This is a genomic window from Streptomyces sp. NBC_00354, from assembly GCF_036106915.1.
GTDB lineage: Bacteria > Actinomycetota > Actinomycetes > Streptomycetales > Streptomycetaceae > Streptomyces.
Window position 1 is genome coordinate 280512 of the sequence record NZ_CP107983.1, and the last position, 17006, is coordinate 297517.

Below are 17006 nucleotides of genomic sequence, written 5' to 3' on the forward strand. Positions count from 1 at the left end.
CGTGACGGTGACAGTCATCGCGCACCGGCCGTGGTGGCGGCAGCGAGCTGGCGGGGCAGAGCGGGCGGGGAAGCGGGGATGACGCCCAGACGCCGGCCTGCAGTCGCGAAAGCGTCGAGGATCCGGGTGACGTGATCGTCGGTGTGGGTAGCCTGCAGTGACAAGCGGAGCAGCGCGTGCCCCTCCGCGACTGCGGGGGCGACGACCACGCTGGTGAACACCCCCTCTCCCAGGACCTCCTGCCACATCCGCCCGCACAGCCCGGTCTCACCGATGTGGACCGGAACGATAGGGGTGAGCGAGTGACCGGTGTCGAAGCCCAGCGCCCGCAACCCGCTCTTCACCCGCCGCGCCACCTCGAACACGCGTGTGCGGCGTTCGGGCTCCTTCGAGATGATCTCCAGGGCGGCGAGTGCGGCCGCCGCGGACGCGGGCGGCATCGACGCAGTGAAGATCACCGACCGGGCCGTGTAGCGGAGGAAGTGGATGACCTTGGCGGGTCCGGCGAGGAAGCCGCCGATCGACCCGAAGCACTTGGAGAAGGTTCCGGTGTAGAGGTCGACCTCGTCCATCAGGCCGAAATGCTCGGCAACCCCACGCCCGCCGGCACCCAGCAGCCCGATGTCATGGGCGCCGTCGACCACCAGCCGGGCATCGTGGCGCCGGGCGAGGCCGGCCAGTTCAGGCAGCCGGCACAGGTCGCCCTCAACGGAGAACAGCCCGTCCGTGATGACCGCCTTCGCGGCGGCACTGTCGGCGGCGGCGAGCTGCCTCTCCAGATGTCCCATGCTGGAGTGCCGGTATCGACGGCTTTCGGACCGGCCGGCCTGGACGGCATCGACCAGGGAGGCATGGTTGGCCATGTCGCTGAAGACGATGTCTCCCCTGCCGAACAGCGGGGTCAGTGCCAGGTTCGCCTGGCAGCCGGTCGTGGTCACGATCGCCGCCTCCTGACCGAGGAACACCGCCACTGCACGTTCCAGTTCCTCGTGCAGCGGCAACGTCCCGCCGATCAGCCGGCTTCCGGAGCACGACGTACCGTGCCGTTCCACCGCCCGGGCCGCCGCCGCCGAGACGCGCGGATCACTCGACAGCCCCAGGTAGTCGTTGCACGCCGTCATCACCACCCGTACCCCGTCGATCAAGGCCTCCCCGTCCCTGCCCTCCACGGCCTGGTACAGCGGCCGCGGCCCCGGACCCGTCATCGTCTGCATGACCGACGACAACTGCTTGGCAAAGATGTCCGCCACTGGTTCCCTCCTCAAAATTACTTCCCGCACACCCGACACCGCTCCGCGTGACGGCTCATCCCTCACCAGGCCACGCCTCACCACAGGCCCCGGTCTCCCGCGGTCAAACGGGCGTGAAGACGCGCCGGGCAGCCAGCTGCCAAGCCAGACCGATGATCTTGATGCCGTCCCCGAGAACACCGGAAAACGAAGCCCTCAGACACCGCCTTCACCGGATCCCGTGCACGCGCGCGGAGAGACCAGCCGGGATCACGACCGTGGAGACCACTGTCGTGGCGAAGCGTCTGTTCACTCGGATGGGCACGGTCGTCTAACGGCCAGACGGTGGAATGGTCACCGAACCCGGCAGCACACGGACCGCGGGTCAGGCAGCAGCCAGCACCAGGGTCCGGCACCAAGGCTGCCCCGTTCCCCTCCCCGGTGCCGGGAGAGCGAGCGGTGCATCGACGGCCAGTTCTTGGAGTGCGGCGCCTTGAGTACGCGTACTCATGCGTCCGCGTGGGCGAGCCGCGAGAGTGGGGGCAAGGAGCGAACAGGCGGGGTGGGGAATGGGATCGAGGCGTGGTCTGGCCGCTGGTGTGCTGGCCGTCACGGGCGCAGTGCTGGTGGCCTCGACCAGTGGGTGCTCGACGTTGCCGGACACTGACGAGCTGCGGGCCATGGCCACCACGGACGGCGCGCGGCTGAAGCGGGACTCGGAAGAGGCACGTATCCGCGCGCTTCTTCAGCGGTTCGACGAAGTCGAGGGGTTGCGGCACGGATTCACGGTGCTCGAGGACGAGTGCACTGGCCCCAGTGACGGGGGCCTCAAGGAGCAGGCCACCGTTCGTCTGATGACCTGCTCGATGAGTGTGAGCGGCGAATTCGGGGTGGAGGGTGACGTCACCGACGTTCTGCGGCGCATCGACGACGCGGCCATCACGCAGTGGAGTCCCAACGGCAACGCCCCCGGGTATCCGTCCGCGGGCACGCTCGACCACGCTCTGCAGTACCACCGGCTCGGTGGTGTATTCCCGGACTGACGGCTGATGCCCGCTACGGAGCGGTTCTCGCGGAAGCTGGCGTACCGGGACCGGTTCGGTAACGACCGGCCAGATACCACACCCCGCCGGGCAGACTCTCCCAGCGCAAGACGCCCTCGCTCCGGAGGAGCCCCGTGACGTTCACATACGAAGAATTGGCCTGGTCGGCAGCCCGCATGCTCGCCTACCTGATCGGCGGGCTCCTCCTCTGCGGAATCGCCGTCATCATCACCGTGGCCCTCGCTGTCACGATCAAAGAGCACACGAAAACCCCACGGCAGCGGGCCTCCCGCCGGCAGTCATCCGCGAAGAGGTTCCGGTGCTCCTCCGACACGAGGTCGAGGAGGACGAGCTCGCCCTCGAAGAAGTAGCCACTGGCCTTGTTCACGAGAACCGGGTTCTGGCACAGATCTTGGGGAGCGGTCGCGGAGCGTCATCTCAATGCATCCGGGTACTTGCTGAGCGCGCTGCAGCCAGCCGACTGACCCCCACGCAAATCGGCCACCCCGTACTCACGCAGAAATCGCTCCAGGAGGTCCGCTTGTCTGTGTCCGCCGCCGGCCCGTGACGGCGGACGCCGATCCTCTCGTGCACCCTCAGCGTGGTTCAGGAGGCTGCAGCAGCCTCCTGGGCGGACGGTGGCCGGGTCCAGGGAGCTGCCTCCCCCGTCCCCCACTCTCACCTGGGCGATGACCGTGCCCAGGCACATGGTGAGGTCGAGGCCGCCCAAGCCACCGGCGTTGCGGTAGTACGCGTGACCCTCGACGCCGGGGACCGGAGCCACCTCCGCCTTGGCGTATCTGGCCGGCCGGTCCGCCGCCGCCCCTTGGACGCACCGCACCGGAGCGACGAACCGTTGAAGAACACGCGCCGAGTACCAGATGCGTTGTTCAACGAGCAGCGAGTAGCGAGAGAGACAAGACGTGCATCGACATATGTCGGCTACCGAGCTATTGTGACGGGTATGAACGATCAAGCTCTGCGTGAGCCGACTCTGCTCATCCTCACCGCGATCGCCGACGCCCCACGGCACGGATACGCGATCGCCCAGGAGGTCGAGAAGATCTCGCAAGGCCGCACGAGGATGCGCACCGGAACCCTGTACGGGGCACTGGAACGGCTCCTGGAGCAGGAGCTCATCGCCGTCCACGAGGAGGAGGTGGTCGACGGGCGCATGCGGCGCAGCTATGCGCTCGCGCCACGCGGGCGTGAGGTGTTGGCGGCTGAGGCGGCCCGGATCGCACGTACCGCGCAAGAGGCCACTCGACGGCTGGGGCTCGGGCACGGGGCAGTGACCGCGTGAGCGCGTTGGTGAAGCTGTATCCGGCAGCCTTCCGGCGGGAGTTCGGCGACGAGGTCGCCGACGCCTATCGCCAGGCCACGCAGGGGGCGAGTCGGCGTGCCCGGATGCTTGAGGCCGTCGATGTCGTCGGGCACGCGCTGCGCCTGCGACTCGGGCTGGGCTCCGCGGGGCGCGCCGGGCAGTTGCTGGCGGCACTGGCGCCGTTTGCCGCCGTCGCGGTCGGTGCGGCCGCGATGAGCTGGGCCAGGATGTGGGCGATTGTCGTCACGATCAGCGGCGGATTCGGATTCGGCGACGTATTTCCTCAACTGATGGCGGCCCACCTCGTTGCAGTGCTCGGGGCGTTCCTCGCTCTTGCCGGGCGATGGGCCGTGGGTACGTGGACCGCGTTGGCGGGCGTCGTCGCGGGAATCGCGGTCGATGTCGGCCGGCTGGGTGCCGATCCGGGCGGGTCGGTATTCCTGTTCGGCGGTCCGCTACTGGGCTTGGCGCTGGTGGCGTTGCTGTGCCCGCCCGATCTGCGTCCGGCGCCTCGGGCCCGTACGCGGACCGGGGTGGTCGCAGCGCTGGCGTGGACGGCGGTGGTGGCCGGCACGCTGTTGATGCTCCCGCTGTCCTACCCGCTCCCCGAACTGAAGTTCGCCGTACCGATGGCCTACGGACTGCTCCTGGCAGGGCGGCAGGCGTTCACGCGACTGCGCACCGCACCGGCCGTCCTGCTGGCCGGCCTGCCGTTGGTGTTCTTCGGCGCGAACCCGGGCGGGCTGGACACGCTCGTCCTCACCGGCGCGCTGGGGTTGCTGCTGGCCGCAGCGGTGGTGGTGAGCATACGGCGGCGGCGTAGTGGGCCGAACCCGCTTGCGGGCGGCTAGGGCGCGTTGCGAAAGTCGTTTGGTCCGCTTGTCGGACACCCCTACCCTCTGGCTCATGATCCAGATGAGGAATGGCGACTTGCGTGGCTATCAGGTGGGACCAGTACGCGCCGAGCTTCGTGCGATCACGGTAAGTGACGACCGTGAAGGTATGCTCGAAGGGACGCCGCAGCTACACCGTCGCTTTCGTCTGATGGGCATCGAGAAGACGATGGCAGCGACGCCGCATTTGTATGTGCATGATCTCGACAAGCTCCGAGCCGATACGGAGGGGCGAGTCGAGGAGTGGCTGCCGCGAGAGGCGGTTCATGCTCGGCTGACGTCATGGTGGCAGCCGGAGGACATTGCAGAGCCTGGGCATACGGTGCTCTCAGTGATGTGGTTCCAAACGGCTGCGCAGGATCCCTTCGCCCGCCTGGCCACGATCGTGCGTCCCCTGGACTGGACTTCGCTAGCCAAGTTTGTCCCCTATGAGGACTAGGGTCTGGTGTGAAAGTGCTGGTCACAGCCATTCGTTGATGGCTGCGACCAGCACGGTCGCTTCGTAGCGGACGGCGAGTCTGTCGTACCTGGTGGCGACGGCCCGGTGGCGCTTGAGGCGGTTGACCTGCGCAGACGCGGGTAAGACCGGTTACTGCGGGAGTCATACGCCTTGTCGGCCCGCACCCGGTCCGGGGGCTTGCGCGGCCTGCCGAGCCCCAGCCGGGGCACCCGGATCGCTTCCAGGACGGGCTCGAACTGCGGGGCGCAAGTGAGATGAACTCTCATGCCGCGCGTGTGCTCGCGACCACTCACAACGCCCGCGGCGGCCCAGTAACGCCCATCTGGACCTGCCCCCGGGCGGGCGGCGACCGTCGGCGGGTGCCGGCGGTGCTGAGACTCCCGGATGGAAACGGCTGACCCCGGGCGTTCGCCGAAGGCCCCGGCCGATGCCGGGGCGGCGACAAGCGTGGTGTGAGGGGCCGAGGGAACCGGGTAACGTCTTTGTCATGTTCTTCCAGAGGCCGATTTTACGAGTGGGGGCGTGATGGGCCCCTGCTGACGTCCTTCGACGTCGCCGCCCGTCCCCCACCGATGAATCCGTAGATCACTTCACATCATTACCGGGAGAACCCGTGACCGTGAGCAAGAACATCAACAACCCCGTGGGCATGGGTGGCGGCCAGCGCAAGAGGCTGTCCCGCGCCGAGCGGCAGAACAACGGTCCGCACCGCAACCTCGACCGCCAGGGTGCGGCCGACCAGAAGGCGGAGCTGGTGCGCAAGATGCGCGAGAAGGCAGGCGCAGCCGAGGACGCCGGGCAGGCGGGCGACGACACCGCACAGAGCTGACGCACCGCCGCCGCAGGGCGGCACCGCACGGGGCAGGGCCCGGACCGCGACGCGCGGTCCGGGCCCTGCTGCCGTACCGGGGCTCTGCTGCCGTACCGGTCGCGGCCGGGCCCGCTCAGCTCTCGGCCGACCACCCGCGTCTCAGCTGACCACCCGGGGCAGCCTCAGATTCGGCAGCCCGGTCACCGCCACCATCCCGAGCTGCACCAGCAGCTCGGCGCGCTCCCCCTGCCCAGCCCGGGCGCCACATCAGCTAATGCCGCATCAGGCAACGTTCGCCCTCTTGACGACCTCACGGAGGCGTTCGTCGGCTGCGTGCTTGTTCCGCCAGATGATGTAGCGGCGGATCATGCTGCCCTGTTCCTTGTGGAAGGTGTGGTCGGTGCCGTCGAGGGCGAAGCAGCGCAGGGCGGTGAACTGGGCCTCGATCCGGTTGAGCCAGGAGCTGTTGGTCGGGGTGTAGGCGATCTCCACGTTGTCTGCCGCCGCCCATGTCCCGACGCGCTGACACCGCTTCGTCGTCAGGTGTGGGGAGCAGTTATCGCAGACGATCGCGATGCGAACGCCGGCCGGGTGCAGCGAGAGCAACTCCCCGGCGCCCGCCCGGTAGATGCGGGCCTCTTGGATCACCGCCGTGGTGGCGGCGAACTCGGCCGCAACGAGGCCCCACGTCTGGCGGGTGCGCAGGGCGGAGGAACACACGACGAGGTCGGGAACACAGCCGGCCTCGCGCAGCCAGCGGCCGACTGCCGAAGCGTCGCGGCGGCCGCGCGGGGCGGGCGGCCGCTCGGAGTCGGCCACGTCCGGCGGCCAGGCCGACTTGGCGTGCCGCAGGACGACCAGGCGCCGCAGGTCGCCCGACTTCATGACGTCGCGTGGTGCTGGTGGCCCACCTCGCGCGCGAGGTCCAGCCCCAGGATGCGGTCGAGAAAGGCGAACGTCTCGAACTTGGCACCCGCCGGCACGTCGGCTCGCTCCGCCACACGGGCCAGCATGTCCAGGACAGCAGGGACACCGAGATCATCGGCCAGCGCGGCATGGCCCTGTCTCAGCACGTCGGCAGGGACCGGCCGGGACGGCTGCTGCGCCCAGTCGGCCACCTGCTGCCGCCAGTGCCGCAGCGCCTGCCAGGCCTCGGCGAGCGCGGCGCTGGTGATCGTGACCGGCATGCGGTGGGCGTGGCCGAGCAACAGCATCCTCACAGCCAGCGCATCGGTCCCCTCTGGGACGAATGCGTCCAGGGGGCCAGAGGCGAGGAGAGGGACACGGTCGGGGACTCCCCCGTCCGGTGGTGCTGCGCTGACCTGGCCCACATCGATCCGGACCCCGCCGACGGCGTCCTGCATGGCGGAGCCGTACGCGAGCACGTGCACGTCGGCAGCGGCGCAGGGTGCCTCGGTCGGAAGGTGCGCACCGACGGTGGCGGGCGGGTGGATGCCGAGCACGGCCATGGCGCGATCGAGCGCCTCGGCTTGCTCGCGCGGCAGGTCCGGCGTGGTGAGGACCGTGAGGGACTGCAGGCCGTGCAACTCAACGGCGCGCGCCAGTACGTCGCCGACCAGGGGCGCCCGCAGGTGCACCGCGCCGATCCCGCTGTCGACGACCGGCAGATGGACGCAGATGCGCAGCAGGTGGCGGTGTGCGGACGGGATCTCCACGGGGCGGCCGGTGCGGGTGTCGGCGATACGCAGCATGATGCGGAGGCTAGTCGTGGGAACCTCCGTTTCGGGGGAGGACCTGACCAGGACGCCGACGTTGTGGCATGGCGCGTGTCGCGCGGTCGCGGGGTCCGAGCCATTCGAGTCCGGGCAGGAAGCCAGCTACCTTGCTTGCACACGCGAAGCAGGCCCAGCGCCGCAGCACCGACGCTACACCGCCCCGTGGCATCCGAGGCCAGAACGCTCTGCGCCTCAAACCAGCAGGCGCGTGCCCATATACGCAGGTCGGCAGCCACGTTGGCGCCCTGAGCACCAGTGATTCAGCCGCTCATGCGCCTCCGTGACGGCGATTCGCTCCGCACCATAGGACGCCGCCCACACCGTCGGCCTTCCCGGCACACCACGTCGCAGGCAGATCGGGGCTACGGTCGCCACCGCGTGGGGCGTCACGCCCGCCACCACCTCCACAGGAGGGTGGCCTGCACGAGAGGAGCCGCGTGCTCGGACGCCGGACCTCGGTCCCTGGGGTGGTTGGGCGGCCCGGTGCTACTGCCGCCAGAGCGCTCTGGTCACCGGGCCTCGCCCGCGCACGCCCTGTCGACGCGGACTGAGCCCGACCATAGCCAAGGCCGGCCAGTGCCCCGCGTCAGAAGCACAGCGTTCGGCATCCTGGGTGACATGCGCGGGCACAGGTTGACGCCCGACGCTGACACCGACCACTCCCAACCGCAGCCCGCCCCCTCGCACATCCCCACACCGTCCACGCGCAAGCAGCCCAGGTGTCGCAGCGGCCGAGGACGAGGAGCAGGGGCCGGATGAGACCAGCCCGTCCGGGCCCCGGCGTCGTGGCGGACCGTCGTAACTGCGAAGGCGACCTCTCGCAAGCATGGGCCCGCGAGCGCGCCGACGGCCGATCGGCGGTTTCGGGGGTTCACACCTCCGGTCACGCCCTCGGTCCCCCGCTGAAAGCAACCGTCCAGACCACGGTTCAGCCCTCTTCCGGTGCAACCCCCGTCCCGGCCCGCTACCGGCGTTTCAGCGCGCCGCGCACCAGCCCCACGCCGTGCCGCGCCAGGATGGGGCCCCGTGGGTCCGGAACCTTCGGGCGACGGGAGCAGAACATTGATCAACATTGACGTCCAGCACTGCGGCAGCTCGATTCTGGTCAGCGCCACCGGGGAGCTCGACGAGGGTGCGGGAGAAGTGCTCCAGCGCGTGCTGGACCACGTGACCATGGACGAGCGGGACCTCCTGGTGGACCTGCACGCCGTCGCGGCCATGGACGCCGACGGCCTGCTCCACCTCCTGAACCTGCACCGGCGCGCAGAACGCATGCGCCTACGGGTCCTGGTCACCGGCTGGCAGCCCCAGCCCCAGCAGTGCATGGCCACCGTGGCCGGCATCCCCGGGCCCAGAGCGACCACCGGGGAGCGCTACGCCCTGGCAGGCTTCCGCCGACTCCTCGAGGAGAAGGCGCAGCGCGCACGGGAGCGCTCCGACTTCGCCGACGGCTGGCTGCCCCGCATCTAGCTACGCCCCGGCGTAGCTGCGGCTCGGCACGGAGCATCATTTCCGCCAGCTGCCCTACCCGGGGTGCGGAGAGTGCCTCAGGGGGAGGGGTCCCACGCCTCGGGCCCGGCGCCTCGCCGTTCCACGAAGTCGGGATCGGTGAGGTCCACGTCCTCGGCGTTCTCCAGCCCGGCGGCGGCGAGGACGACACGGCTGTCGGCCGGGCGGTGCGCGACCCCGATGGCGACGCCGTCGTAACGCACCCGGCGCCACCCCTGCTCGTCGGGCGGGTAGACGATCAGCTTGGCGGACATGGGCTCAGCCTCTTGCCCGCCCTCCACACCGCCGCCTCACCGCGCCCGAACAGGTGACACGCGACCATCGGCTGAAGGTGTGCAAGCCGCCGTTCACGGGTGGCTTGCCCAGGCTCGCCTGAGGCTTGCCCGGCCTTCAGCGCCCCCACGGCGGGCGGGCCACGGCTCCTCGGCGGCGTGCTGCCGGGGCGGGCGCGGGGACGGCGTGGGCCGGGGGCGCCGGTCTGCTCGCCCGGCGACGTCTTGGCCGGCTGAAGAGCCTCCCGGATGCCGGTCAGCCGGCCACCGTCGATGTCCGCCTGATGCGTCGGCGCCAGCCGCTGAAGCGCGGCCGCCGCGTCCACCTGTCGAGGAGACCTCCACGCGGTACCTGATCCCGCCCCGTACGCCGCTCACCCCTGAGCAGGTGGAGCACGCCTTCGACCATCTCCTCGCCCTGCACACGGGAGGCGGGAGCAACGTCGCCGGCCGCGCAGACGGCAACCCCAGACCTGGCCTTCCTGTTGCTGGAGCTCGCCGAGGACATCATCTTCCCCCGTCACCGCGGTCTCGGGCGACGGAGAACCGTACGCGGACGCGCAGACGGGTGACAGGTGGTGACGGACAAGTGCGGCCTCCGGCACGCTCGCTGGGCGAGCCGGCGGCTCGCGTTCCTCCCAGAAACGAGAGGCAAGAGATTGTCCGTAAATCCGGCGGCCGTGCATCGCTGCGAGATCCATCCGACCCTGGGCATCGCCCGGGTGGGGAACAGCCCTGACGAATACTTCATCGGTCCCGAGACGCCCGGCGAACCATCAGACCCGGAAGGGAGGTTCAAGGATGCGAAGGGCCGGGTGAAGCGGCAGGCTGCCCGGTTCCGGATCTACGCATACGACGAGGCCGGCAAGGTGCTCGGCGAGTTGACGGCGGACCAGGCCGAGATCACCTGGTCCGCCGAACTGGCCAACGCCAAAGGCGCATGGTTCAAGTTCCTGGGACGATACCGGGACAACCCTTCGAACAGGGCAGACGAGAGACGGCCCGGCAACGACGAGACGCCGAACCGCGTCCCCGTGCCACCAGCGATGCCGACGCTCGTGGAGGTTGGCACCCAGCCGCCGGTGATCGGCGCCGACAACCCGAACAACCTCCGAAACGCGGACATCAAGAACGACAAGGACAGCTGACACAGAAGCGGGCTTGTTGTCACCCGGCAAGCGGCTGTAGTGAGCAGGGCCGCGTTTTCGGGGTGGTGCCCGGGTCGGATGCCGACCCGGGCACCCGGTTCACGCCTCTACTCCATGAACTGGAAGGTCCACGCCTGGCGTCGGTTGCTGACGTCGAGTGGCCTCAGGGCGACACGGGGAGGGAAGATCCGCAGCAGGCTGAGGTCCAGGGCCAGCTCCACGCCGTCGACGGGGCCTCCAGGGACGACGACGTGGAAGGAGCGCGGCTCCGCGCTCTGGTAGAGCGCCCACTCGCGCGGCTCGGGGTATCCGACGACCGGCTTGTTCATCTCCGGGTCGCCGTCGTAGGAGAGATAGGTTTCGCTGCTGAGATTACGGATCGTGCAGTTGCCGTTGCCGAGTTCCTCCAGCTGCCATTCCTGCTCGCCGGGGTTGCCGGTGGGCGGCAGCAGGAAAACGGGTGTCTTGGGCTGCGACGACCCTCCTTCCAGCGTGAGCAGTTGCTCGGGAGGGCGGGTGATCGTGTAGAGGCCGTTCGGTACAGGTGCCAAGGCCGACTCCACTTCTGACGTGCGGCGTCCGTGCGGGTCGCCGCTGATCTTTCGGGCCGCCGGATCCCTTCCCCGTCAGTGTGCGACAGAGGGTCGCAAAGGCTCTGCGTCACCCTTCAGGAGTACAGCGGATGCGTCCCGGTGTTCGACCGGCTCGGTGAGGGTGTCCTCCGGTGCCTGCCTTCCGTGGTGTATCCGGTGGCCCAGCGGCTCCTGGACCGCACCGACAACCTCGCCCGGCCCGACGGCCAGGGCCCTCGTACCGCGCCCACCGGGCTCCTGCGCCGAACCCTCCGGCAAGCAGCGGCATCCACACAACCAGGACGGGCGGCCCGCCGGAGACGACAGGTCGCTGCACTACTGCCGAATCCGGCGCCGATACGGGGATGGGCCGGCCGATGCCGGCCCACCTCACCCACGAACCTGGAGGCCATTGCCTTGGCGGCGGGGTGGGTGGGGTGGGTCAGGTGCTGCCGCGCCAGGTACTGGCACCTTCTCCGTGGCCCTCGGGGACCGCGGGCGCGGGAACCCGGAGACCACGAGTGCGTGGTCCGCCTCCCTGGGGGCGGACCCGGTGGACGGGAGACCGGAGGTGCCTGCGGGCCCGGCTTCCCGGCGGCGGGCGCCAGGCCCTGATGCAGGGCCTGGGAGGAACGGACCGGTTCCGCGGCGGGACGCACCTGGCACCAGGGTCCACGCAACAGCCGGGGTGGCGGTTGGTCATGGCATGAGGCGGCTGAGAACGGCTGAGGCGAGTGCTGCGTCGAGTGCTCCGACGCCGGTGAGGTCGGCGACGGTGATCGCGGTGTCCGGCCGGTCTCGGGGGGTTTTGAGGAGCAGGCCGACGGCGATGTCGCTGTCCTGCGCCGTGGCGCCGGCACGGACGGCGTGGCCGAAGTCGCCGTGGTGGAGGCACTGGGACCGGTCGTCGGTTGCGATGAGCTGTGCGCGGTGGAAGAGCGCCGGTGGCAGTTCGTTCTTGTGGGGCATGTCCGTGCCGATGCCGGTCACGTGGGTGCCCTCGGGCACGTCGGCGGCGTTCAGGACGGGTGCTGTCGCCGGCGTGGTGGTGATGATCATGTCGGCGCCGGCGGCCTGCCGTGCGGAAGCAGGCCGGGCCGGCAGGCCGTTCTTGTGGAGTTCCTCGCACAGGGCCGAGGCGTTGTGCAGGTTGCGGCCGTGGACGAGTATCTGGCTGACGGGGCGTAGTTTGGCCAGCCAGACGGCCTGGAGGAGGGCCTGTTCGCCAGTACCGAAGAGGCCCAGGGTGAGGGCTGCGGGCCGGGCCATGGCATGCGTGACCAGCGCGCCCGCGGCGGCAGTGCGCCAGGCGGTGAGCAGGCCACGGTCATTGAGGATGGCCCGTATCTGCCCGGTGTCGGCGCTGATGACGCAGACCAGGCCGTGGTGGTGGGACGGCATGCCCAGGCCGGGGCGGCCGTAGAAGCCGGTCGCTATCTTGACGGTGAAGTCGGTGGCGTCGGTGATCCAGCCGGCTTTCACGTGACAGTCCCCGTTGGCCTGGGGGAAGTCCATGTGGAGGGGCGGCGGGACGCTGGTGCGGCCTTCGGCGTGGGCGATGAGAGCCTCACGGACGGTGTCCAGGACCATCCGGGAGGTGGCGGCCGTCTCGATGGCGCCTGTGTCGAAGACGGGCAGGGTCGTCGTCATCGGCGTGTCCGCATCCAGTGCGCGAAGGCTGCCAGGCCTTCTTCGGGGCTGCGGCGGCCGATGCCGATGCGGAACCGGTCGGCCGGGGTGGGGGTGAGTTCGGAGTGGTAGATGCTGGCGGGCAGCAGCAGGACGCCGGCTTCCTCCACCAGGCGGGTGCAGAATTCCTCCACCCCGTCGGGGCCGAGGTAGCGGGGGTAGGCGACGCACCCGCCGTCCGGGGCCTGCCAGTCGAAGTCGTCCGCGAACTCGGAGAAGAACGACTCGAACGCCGGCAGGTTGGCTGCGATGAGCGCACGGTTGCGGCGGAGGATCGGCTCGCGGGCCTTGAGCGCGATGCGGGCCAGGACCTCGCTGGGCGCGGAGTTGCAGATGGTGGTGTAGTGCTTGGCCCGCTCCAGGCGCGAGAGCAGCTCGCGGTCGCGGCAGGTGATCCAGCCGATGCGGAGCCCGGGCAGCCCCAGGGACTTGGACGTCACGTTCAGGGACAGGGCGCGCTCGGACAGGTCGGCGGCCTGCGGCAGGATGCGGGCGGCGTCGCGCTCGAGGCCGCGGTAGACCTCGTCGCTGAACAGGTGGATGCCGCGCTCGTCGCACAGGCGGGCGAGCGCGGTGAAGTCGTCGGCGTCGATGACCTTGCCGGTGGGGTTGTTGGGGAAGTTCACCGACACGACGCGGGTGTTCGGCCGGAGCGAGGCCGCCACTTCGTCGAGGTCCAGGGCCCAGTCCCGGTCCGGGTCGAGGGCCACGCCGGTGACCTCGCACAGCGCCATCGGCACGGTCTCGGCGGCCTGGTAGTTCGGGGTCACCACCACCGCGTGGTCCCCGGCATCGAGCAGTACGTTCATTGCCAGGTAGAGGGCCTCCTCGGCTCCCGCGAAGCAGATCACGTCATCCGCGCCCGCGTTCTCGTACGTCTGGGCGATCACCTCGCGCAGGGCCGGGTCGCCGAAGGTCTCGGTGTATCCCAGGGGCAGGTTCTCGAAGGCCTCACGGTCCTTGTCGTCGGCCAGTGAGAGGAGCTCGCCCAGCGTCATGGTCTGGACGTCGGAGGCGGTCAGGTGGTGGCGGGCGGTGAACTCCCAGCGGGAGAAGTAGGTTTCCAGACGGAAGTCGGGCAGCCGGGTCATGTTCAGTCCTTCGCGTTCGGTGATCTGAGTTCGGCGAGCAGGCCGTAGACAGTGGAACGGGACACCCGCAGGGCGCCGGCGACGACGGGAGCGGCGCGGCGGACCGCGAACACCCGGGCCTCCTCCAGCCGGCCGAGAACGGCCAGGCGGTCCTGGCGGGTCATGCGTTCGACGGGTCGCCCCGTCTCGCGGACGTGGCTTCCGATGATGTGCTGGATGCGCTCGGACCAGTCCTGCTCGAACAACGGCTCCGGGCGCTGCACCGTGGGGGCACCGAAGGCGGACAGGACCGCAGCGGCCTGTTCCAGCGGAGTGCGGTCGAGATTGATGCACAGCACCGCCGACGGCCGGCCTTGCGGATCGCGCAGGACGGCACTGACCGATGTCAGCCGGCGGCCGTCGACGAGCAGCTTCTCGTACGGCCCGAACACATCCCGCGCCGACGGCTCGAGATCGTCCAGTTCCCCCAGCAGCGAGGGGTCTCCCACGCCGCGGGAGGTCATCGGGTTCCAGATACCGAGGACCCGGTCGGTGTCCGGATCATGCAGGACTACCTCCGCGTACGGGCCGAGCAGCAGCGCAACGGCCTGGGCCACCGGCGCCCACAGCCGAACGCGAGCATCTTGCGGGTCTTCAACTTTCCCCATGACTGGACTGTAAGTCCAGACTGGACAGAAAGTCCAGGCGCACGACGGCCCGGTCCCCGGTCTCGCGCGGGTACGGGGCGCGGAGGTCGGCGATCACCGACCGGCCGATGGGGTGGGCACAGCCCCTCGTACAGGAGGCTTGCCCGGCGTTGCGCGTGGCGTTCAGCGGCCGGCGGGCTCGCGGTGGCGGCGGCGCTTGTCAGCACCCCTTGACCAGGCCCGGTGCGGCCCTTCTCCGGGCTGCCGGGCGCTGCTGGTGTACGTGATGACGAGGCTCCTCACACAGATGGCGCGGGACTCCGGACAGAATCCCGCCGCCATTTGCTGGAGGTGTTCGATTCGGTCGCGGTGTGACACCCCGCCTGGGAGCGCTACCGGTCCGCGATCATCGGGTGGGTGGAGCTGTCCTCCGACGCTGAACCTGGACCGTTGCCAGGGAAGTTGGACGACCACTGGGTCTAGCCGTTGATGTTGGACCGAGAGGGCTGAGGCCAGAGGGCACCGCTCTCGTCTACGGGGACGCCGTGTTACCGGCCTGCGAGCTGGACTCCTTCGAGTTCGGGCATCCGCGGCGCCAGCCGTTGGGGCCGGCCTACCGATCTCTCAAGGCTGAGGTGGGCTTCGCCGGGCGAAGTTCGCGAGCCGTTCGGCGAAAGCTTCGACGAGGCCGCGGAGCTCATCCGGGCCTTCGATGACAAAGGGGCGGTCCAGCGAGGAGAGTGCGGCAGGCAGCCAGTCGAGCCGGTCCACACACAGCTCGACACAGCACCAGCCCTCGGCCCCCGGATCTGCGCCGCCCGGGGACGGCAGTTCCGTCACGATCGCGACGCTGGCGGGCAGGCGGGTGTGGATCTGCTCGGCCGTCCCCTGGATTCGCAGGGTCACCTCATGCCGGTAGGGAGCCGTGGCGAGCCCCGTCAGGACGCGCTTCGCCGGATCGATTCCGACGGGTGGTTCGAACGAACCGGGCAGGATCCTCACACCAGTGATGCGATCCAGTCGGAAGGTCCGGTCCTCACCTGCCGAGAGATCCGCAGCCGTTACGTACCACCTGCCCGAGTGGGCGACGACCCCGTACGGGTGCAGGGTGCGCTCGGTGCGTCGCCCGTCGCCGGCGGTGTACCGGATCGAGATCGGCCGGTGATGGTGCACTGCATCCGCCATGGGGAGGAGGACTGCGGGTTCCGGGGCGGCCGCCTTGCCGGGCGGATCCGTGAAGGCAAGGGAGCCGAGCACGGCGTCGAGTCTGTGGCGCAGCCGCTCGGGCAGCACTCGCCGGATCTTGGCCGCCGCCGTCTCACTCGCCGTATCCGTGGTCGTCGTCACGCCAGATCGCCGACCGGCGGCCAAGCCGAGCAGCACGGCGAGTGCTTCGTCGTCGCTCAGCATGAGCGGAGGCATGCGGTAACCGGGGGCGAGCCGGTAGCCACCGTAGCGGCCGCGCACCGACTCGACGGGCACGTCGAGGTCCACGAGCTGCTGTGCGTAGCGCCGTACGGTGCGTTCGTCGACGTTCAGCCGTTCGGCGAGTTCCGACACGGTCCGGATGCCACCCGACTGCAGAAGCTCCAGCAGGGTGAGAACGCGAGCGATGGGGCGGGGCATACCCGGAAGTCTCCCGCACATACCGGGCGGGTTCCGCCCGGTATTGCTCGTAGCGTGCGGTCACGAGCACCGACCGGCCAGAGGAGAAGACCCATGGACTTCGTTTCCATCCGCATCATCACGGGCGACGTCGCCCGCCTCGTCGACTTCTACGAGCGCGCCACCAAGGTGACCGCCACCTGGGCCAACGAGGACTTCGCCGAGCTCAGGACCACCTCGGCCACCCTCGCGATCGGCAGCACCCGCACTGTCCCCCTGTTCGCGCCCGGCTCCGCCGGCCCGGCCGACAACCACAGCGTCATCCTCGAATTCCTCGTCGACGACGTGGACAGCGTGTACAAGAACCTGAACGGCTTCGTGGAAGATTTCGTCAACGAGCCCACCACTTTGCCGTGGGGCAACCGCGCGCTCCTGTTCCGTGACCCCGACGGCAACCTCGTCAACTTCTTCACCCCAGTCACGCCGGCCGCCATCGAGAAATTTGCTCGCTGAGGACAGCACGGCCGCCGGGCACTACTTCGACACCGGTCCAACTTCGTTGACAAACGGTCCGGGTTCGCTGTCACCGGACAGCAGGAGCCCAGCGAGATCCGCACCAGCGGCCAGACGGTTCAGGAGGTGTCGGATCGCTGCGCTCAGCCTGGTTCGCGGCCGACAGTCTTCTCCTCGCACGGCTCGCACAGCGTCGGGTGCCACCGGTTGCCCGGCTACGGGCTCGCGGTTGGTGTTCGCCATGGGTCGTTGTCGAACCTCGTCCCGCCGTTGACGCAGACGGGGCGGATGGCCTCGGGCTCTGCCTTCTTCTGCTCGGTCGCGCGCCGCAGCTGCTCCTGTTGCTCCTCCTGCCGGACCTTCATCTGCCCCTCCTCGCCTGCGATGGCTGCGTCACGGGGCAGGTTGCCGATCGCGTTCCGGAGAGGCTGCATGTGGTCGCGGCCGAAGCGGAAGAAGACTGGGTCGGCCGGGAGCAAGTGTGG

Annotated in this window: 19 protein-coding genes and 1 pseudogene; 8 read left to right on the top strand and 12 right to left on the bottom strand. The window is 69.6% G+C overall.

Annotated elements, in window-relative coordinates:
• Positions 1-14: 14 nt before the first annotated feature.
• Positions 15-1250, bottom strand: a complete 1236-nt coding sequence (locus OHT74_RS01410) for an aminotransferase class I/II-fold pyridoxal phosphate-dependent enzyme (protein WP_266659743.1) — start codon at positions 1248-1250, stop codon at positions 15-17.
• Between the two features lie 659 nt (positions 1251-1909).
• On the opposite strand from OHT74_RS01410, the gene OHT74_RS01415 reads away from it, so the two are divergent.
• Entirely contained in the window at positions 1910-2272 is a 363-nt protein-coding gene (locus OHT74_RS01415) for a hypothetical protein (RefSeq protein ID WP_328618986.1), read from the top strand.
• A 184-nt stretch (positions 2273-2456) separates the two neighbouring features.
• Here OHT74_RS01415 and OHT74_RS01420 read toward each other — a convergent pair whose 3' ends face one another.
• Complete coding sequence (locus OHT74_RS01420) at positions 2457-2660, bottom strand: hypothetical protein (protein ID WP_266659747.1); 204 nt, start codon at positions 2658-2660, stop codon at positions 2457-2459.
• 576 nt (positions 2661-3236) lie between these two features.
• Here OHT74_RS01420 and OHT74_RS01425 point away from each other — a divergent pair.
• From OHT74_RS01425 to OHT74_RS01435, 3 genes are read left to right on the top strand one after another with little or no spacing between them, the layout of a single operon-like run.
• Positions 3237-3575 carry a PadR family transcriptional regulator gene (locus OHT74_RS01425; RefSeq protein WP_266999334.1) on the top strand — a complete coding sequence of 113 codons (339 nt, stop codon included), beginning with the start codon at positions 3237-3239 and terminating at the stop codon, positions 3573-3575.
• Complete coding sequence (locus tag OHT74_RS01430; RefSeq protein WP_328618987.1) at positions 3572-4447, top strand: hypothetical protein; 876 nt, start codon at positions 3572-3574, stop codon at positions 4445-4447. The genes OHT74_RS01425 and OHT74_RS01430 overlap by 4 nt, the downstream gene beginning before the upstream one ends.
• Positions 4448-4502: 55 nt before the next feature.
• The gene (locus OHT74_RS01435) at positions 4503-4928 is read left to right on the top strand and encodes a hypothetical protein (protein ID WP_328618988.1); all 426 of its coding nucleotides are present in this window, start codon (positions 4503-4505) and stop codon (positions 4926-4928) included.
• Between the two features lie 21 nt (positions 4929-4949).
• On the opposite strand, the pseudogene OHT74_RS01440 reads toward OHT74_RS01435, so the two are convergent.
• Positions 4950-5194 (bottom strand): annotated as a pseudogene (locus OHT74_RS01440) (IS5 family transposase); the annotation flags it as partial.
• Between the two features lie 368 nt (positions 5195-5562).
• Between OHT74_RS01440 and OHT74_RS01445 the strand changes: the two are divergent.
• Complete coding sequence (locus OHT74_RS01445) at positions 5563-5778, top strand: DUF6243 family protein (protein WP_266659753.1); 216 nt, start codon at positions 5563-5565, stop codon at positions 5776-5778.
• 264 nt (positions 5779-6042) lie between these two features.
• Here OHT74_RS01445 and OHT74_RS01450 read toward each other — a convergent pair whose 3' ends face one another.
• Together OHT74_RS01450 and OHT74_RS01455 are read right to left on the bottom strand one after the other, a co-directional pair.
• Entirely contained in the window at positions 6043-6645 is a 603-nt protein-coding gene (locus OHT74_RS01450; RefSeq protein WP_328618989.1) for a SixA phosphatase family protein, read from the bottom strand.
• The gene (locus OHT74_RS01455; protein WP_328618990.1) at positions 6642-7472 is read right to left on the bottom strand and encodes a hypothetical protein; all 831 of its coding nucleotides are present in this window, start codon (positions 7470-7472) and stop codon (positions 6642-6644) included. Before OHT74_RS01455 ends, OHT74_RS01450 begins: the two co-directional genes overlap by 4 nt.
• A gap of 1086 nt (positions 7473-8558) precedes the next feature.
• On the opposite strand from OHT74_RS01455, the gene OHT74_RS01460 reads away from it, so the two are divergent.
• Complete coding sequence (locus OHT74_RS01460) at positions 8559-8966, top strand: STAS domain-containing protein (RefSeq protein WP_266659758.1); 408 nt, start codon at positions 8559-8561, stop codon at positions 8964-8966.
• 77 nt (positions 8967-9043) lie between these two features.
• On the opposite strand, the gene OHT74_RS01465 is transcribed toward OHT74_RS01460, so the two are convergent.
• Positions 9044-9259: a hypothetical protein gene (locus OHT74_RS01465; RefSeq protein ID WP_328618991.1), complete on the bottom strand. Its 216-nt coding sequence runs from the start codon at positions 9257-9259 to the stop codon at positions 9044-9046.
• Positions 9260-9936: 677 nt separating this feature from the next.
• Between OHT74_RS01465 and OHT74_RS01470 the strand changes: the two genes are divergently transcribed.
• On the top strand, positions 9937-10425 hold the full coding sequence (locus tag OHT74_RS01470; RefSeq protein ID WP_328618992.1) for a LodA/GoxA family CTQ-dependent oxidase: 489 nt from the start codon (positions 9937-9939) through the stop codon (positions 10423-10425).
• Positions 10426-10532: 107 nt separating this feature from the next.
• On the opposite strand, the gene OHT74_RS01475 is transcribed toward OHT74_RS01470, so the two are convergent.
• The 5 genes from OHT74_RS01475 to OHT74_RS01495 all read right to left on the bottom strand — a co-directional run bounded on the left by OHT74_RS01475 (position 10533) and on the right by OHT74_RS01495 (position 16029).
• Entirely contained in the window at positions 10533-10976 is a 444-nt protein-coding gene (locus OHT74_RS01475) for an RICIN domain-containing protein (RefSeq protein WP_266659762.1), read from the bottom strand.
• A gap of 720 nt (positions 10977-11696) precedes the next feature.
• A complete protein-coding gene (locus OHT74_RS01480) occupies positions 11697-12647 on the bottom strand; it encodes an ornithine cyclodeaminase family protein (RefSeq protein ID WP_328618993.1) in 951 nt (316 codons plus the stop codon).
• Entirely contained in the window at positions 12644-13777 is a 1134-nt protein-coding gene (locus OHT74_RS01485) for a pyridoxal phosphate-dependent aminotransferase (protein ID WP_328618994.1), read from the bottom strand. The genes OHT74_RS01480 and OHT74_RS01485 overlap by 4 nt, the downstream gene beginning before the upstream one ends.
• A 2-nt stretch (positions 13778-13779) precedes the next feature.
• On the bottom strand, positions 13780-14424 hold the full coding sequence (locus OHT74_RS01490) for a helix-turn-helix transcriptional regulator (protein WP_328618995.1): 645 nt from the start codon (positions 14422-14424) through the stop codon (positions 13780-13782).
• A 603-nt stretch (positions 14425-15027) separates the two neighbouring features.
• Entirely contained in the window at positions 15028-16029 is a 1002-nt protein-coding gene (locus OHT74_RS01495) for a helix-turn-helix transcriptional regulator (RefSeq protein ID WP_328618996.1), read from the bottom strand.
• Positions 16030-16122: 93 nt separating this feature from the next.
• On the opposite strand from OHT74_RS01495, the gene OHT74_RS01500 reads away from it, so the two are divergent.
• On the top strand, positions 16123-16521 hold the full coding sequence (locus OHT74_RS01500; protein WP_328618997.1) for a VOC family protein: 399 nt from the start codon (positions 16123-16125) through the stop codon (positions 16519-16521).
• Between the two features lie 215 nt (positions 16522-16736).
• On the opposite strand, the gene OHT74_RS01505 is transcribed toward OHT74_RS01500, so the two are convergent.
• Positions 16737-17000, bottom strand: a complete 264-nt coding sequence (locus tag OHT74_RS01505; RefSeq protein WP_328618998.1) for a hypothetical protein — start codon at positions 16998-17000, stop codon at positions 16737-16739.
• Positions 17001-17006: the final 6 nt, after the last annotated feature.

What these genes read in the sequence shown, in the direction of transcription:
- OHT74_RS01415 (WP_328618986.1), top strand. Translation starts at nt 1,910, where the DNA reads ATGGCCACCACGGACGGCGCGCGGCTGAAGCGGGACTCGGAAGAGGCA.
- OHT74_RS01465 (WP_328618991.1), bottom strand. Translation starts at nt 9,259, where the DNA reads ATGTCCGCCAAGCTGATCGTCTACCCGCCCGACGAGCAGGGGTGGCGC.
- OHT74_RS01455 (WP_328618990.1), bottom strand. Translation starts at nt 7,472, where the DNA reads ATGCTGCGTATCGCCGACACCCGCACCGGCCGCCCCGTGGAGATCCCG.
- OHT74_RS01485 (WP_328618994.1), bottom strand. Translation starts at nt 13,777, where the DNA reads ATGACCCGGCTGCCCGACTTCCGTCTGGAAACCTACTTCTCCCGCTGG.
- OHT74_RS01500 (WP_328618997.1), top strand. Translation starts at nt 16,123, where the DNA reads ATGGACTTCGTTTCCATCCGCATCATCACGGGCGACGTCGCCCGCCTC.
- OHT74_RS01480 (WP_328618993.1), bottom strand. Translation starts at nt 12,647, where the DNA reads ATGACGACGACCCTGCCCGTCTTCGACACAGGCGCCATCGAGACGGCC.
- OHT74_RS01450 (WP_328618989.1), bottom strand. Translation starts at nt 6,645, where the DNA reads ATGAAGTCGGGCGACCTGCGGCGCCTGGTCGTCCTGCGGCACGCCAAG.
- OHT74_RS01435 (WP_328618988.1), top strand. Translation starts at nt 4,503, where the DNA reads ATGATCCAGATGAGGAATGGCGACTTGCGTGGCTATCAGGTGGGACCA.
- OHT74_RS01490 (WP_328618995.1), bottom strand. Translation starts at nt 14,424, where the DNA reads ATGGGGAAAGTTGAAGACCCGCAAGATGCTCGCGTTCGGCTGTGGGCG.
- OHT74_RS01495 (WP_328618996.1), bottom strand. Translation starts at nt 16,029, where the DNA reads ATGCCCCGCCCCATCGCTCGCGTTCTCACCCTGCTGGAGCTTCTGCAG.
- OHT74_RS01425 (WP_266999334.1), top strand. Translation starts at nt 3,237, where the DNA reads ATGAACGATCAAGCTCTGCGTGAGCCGACTCTGCTCATCCTCACCGCG.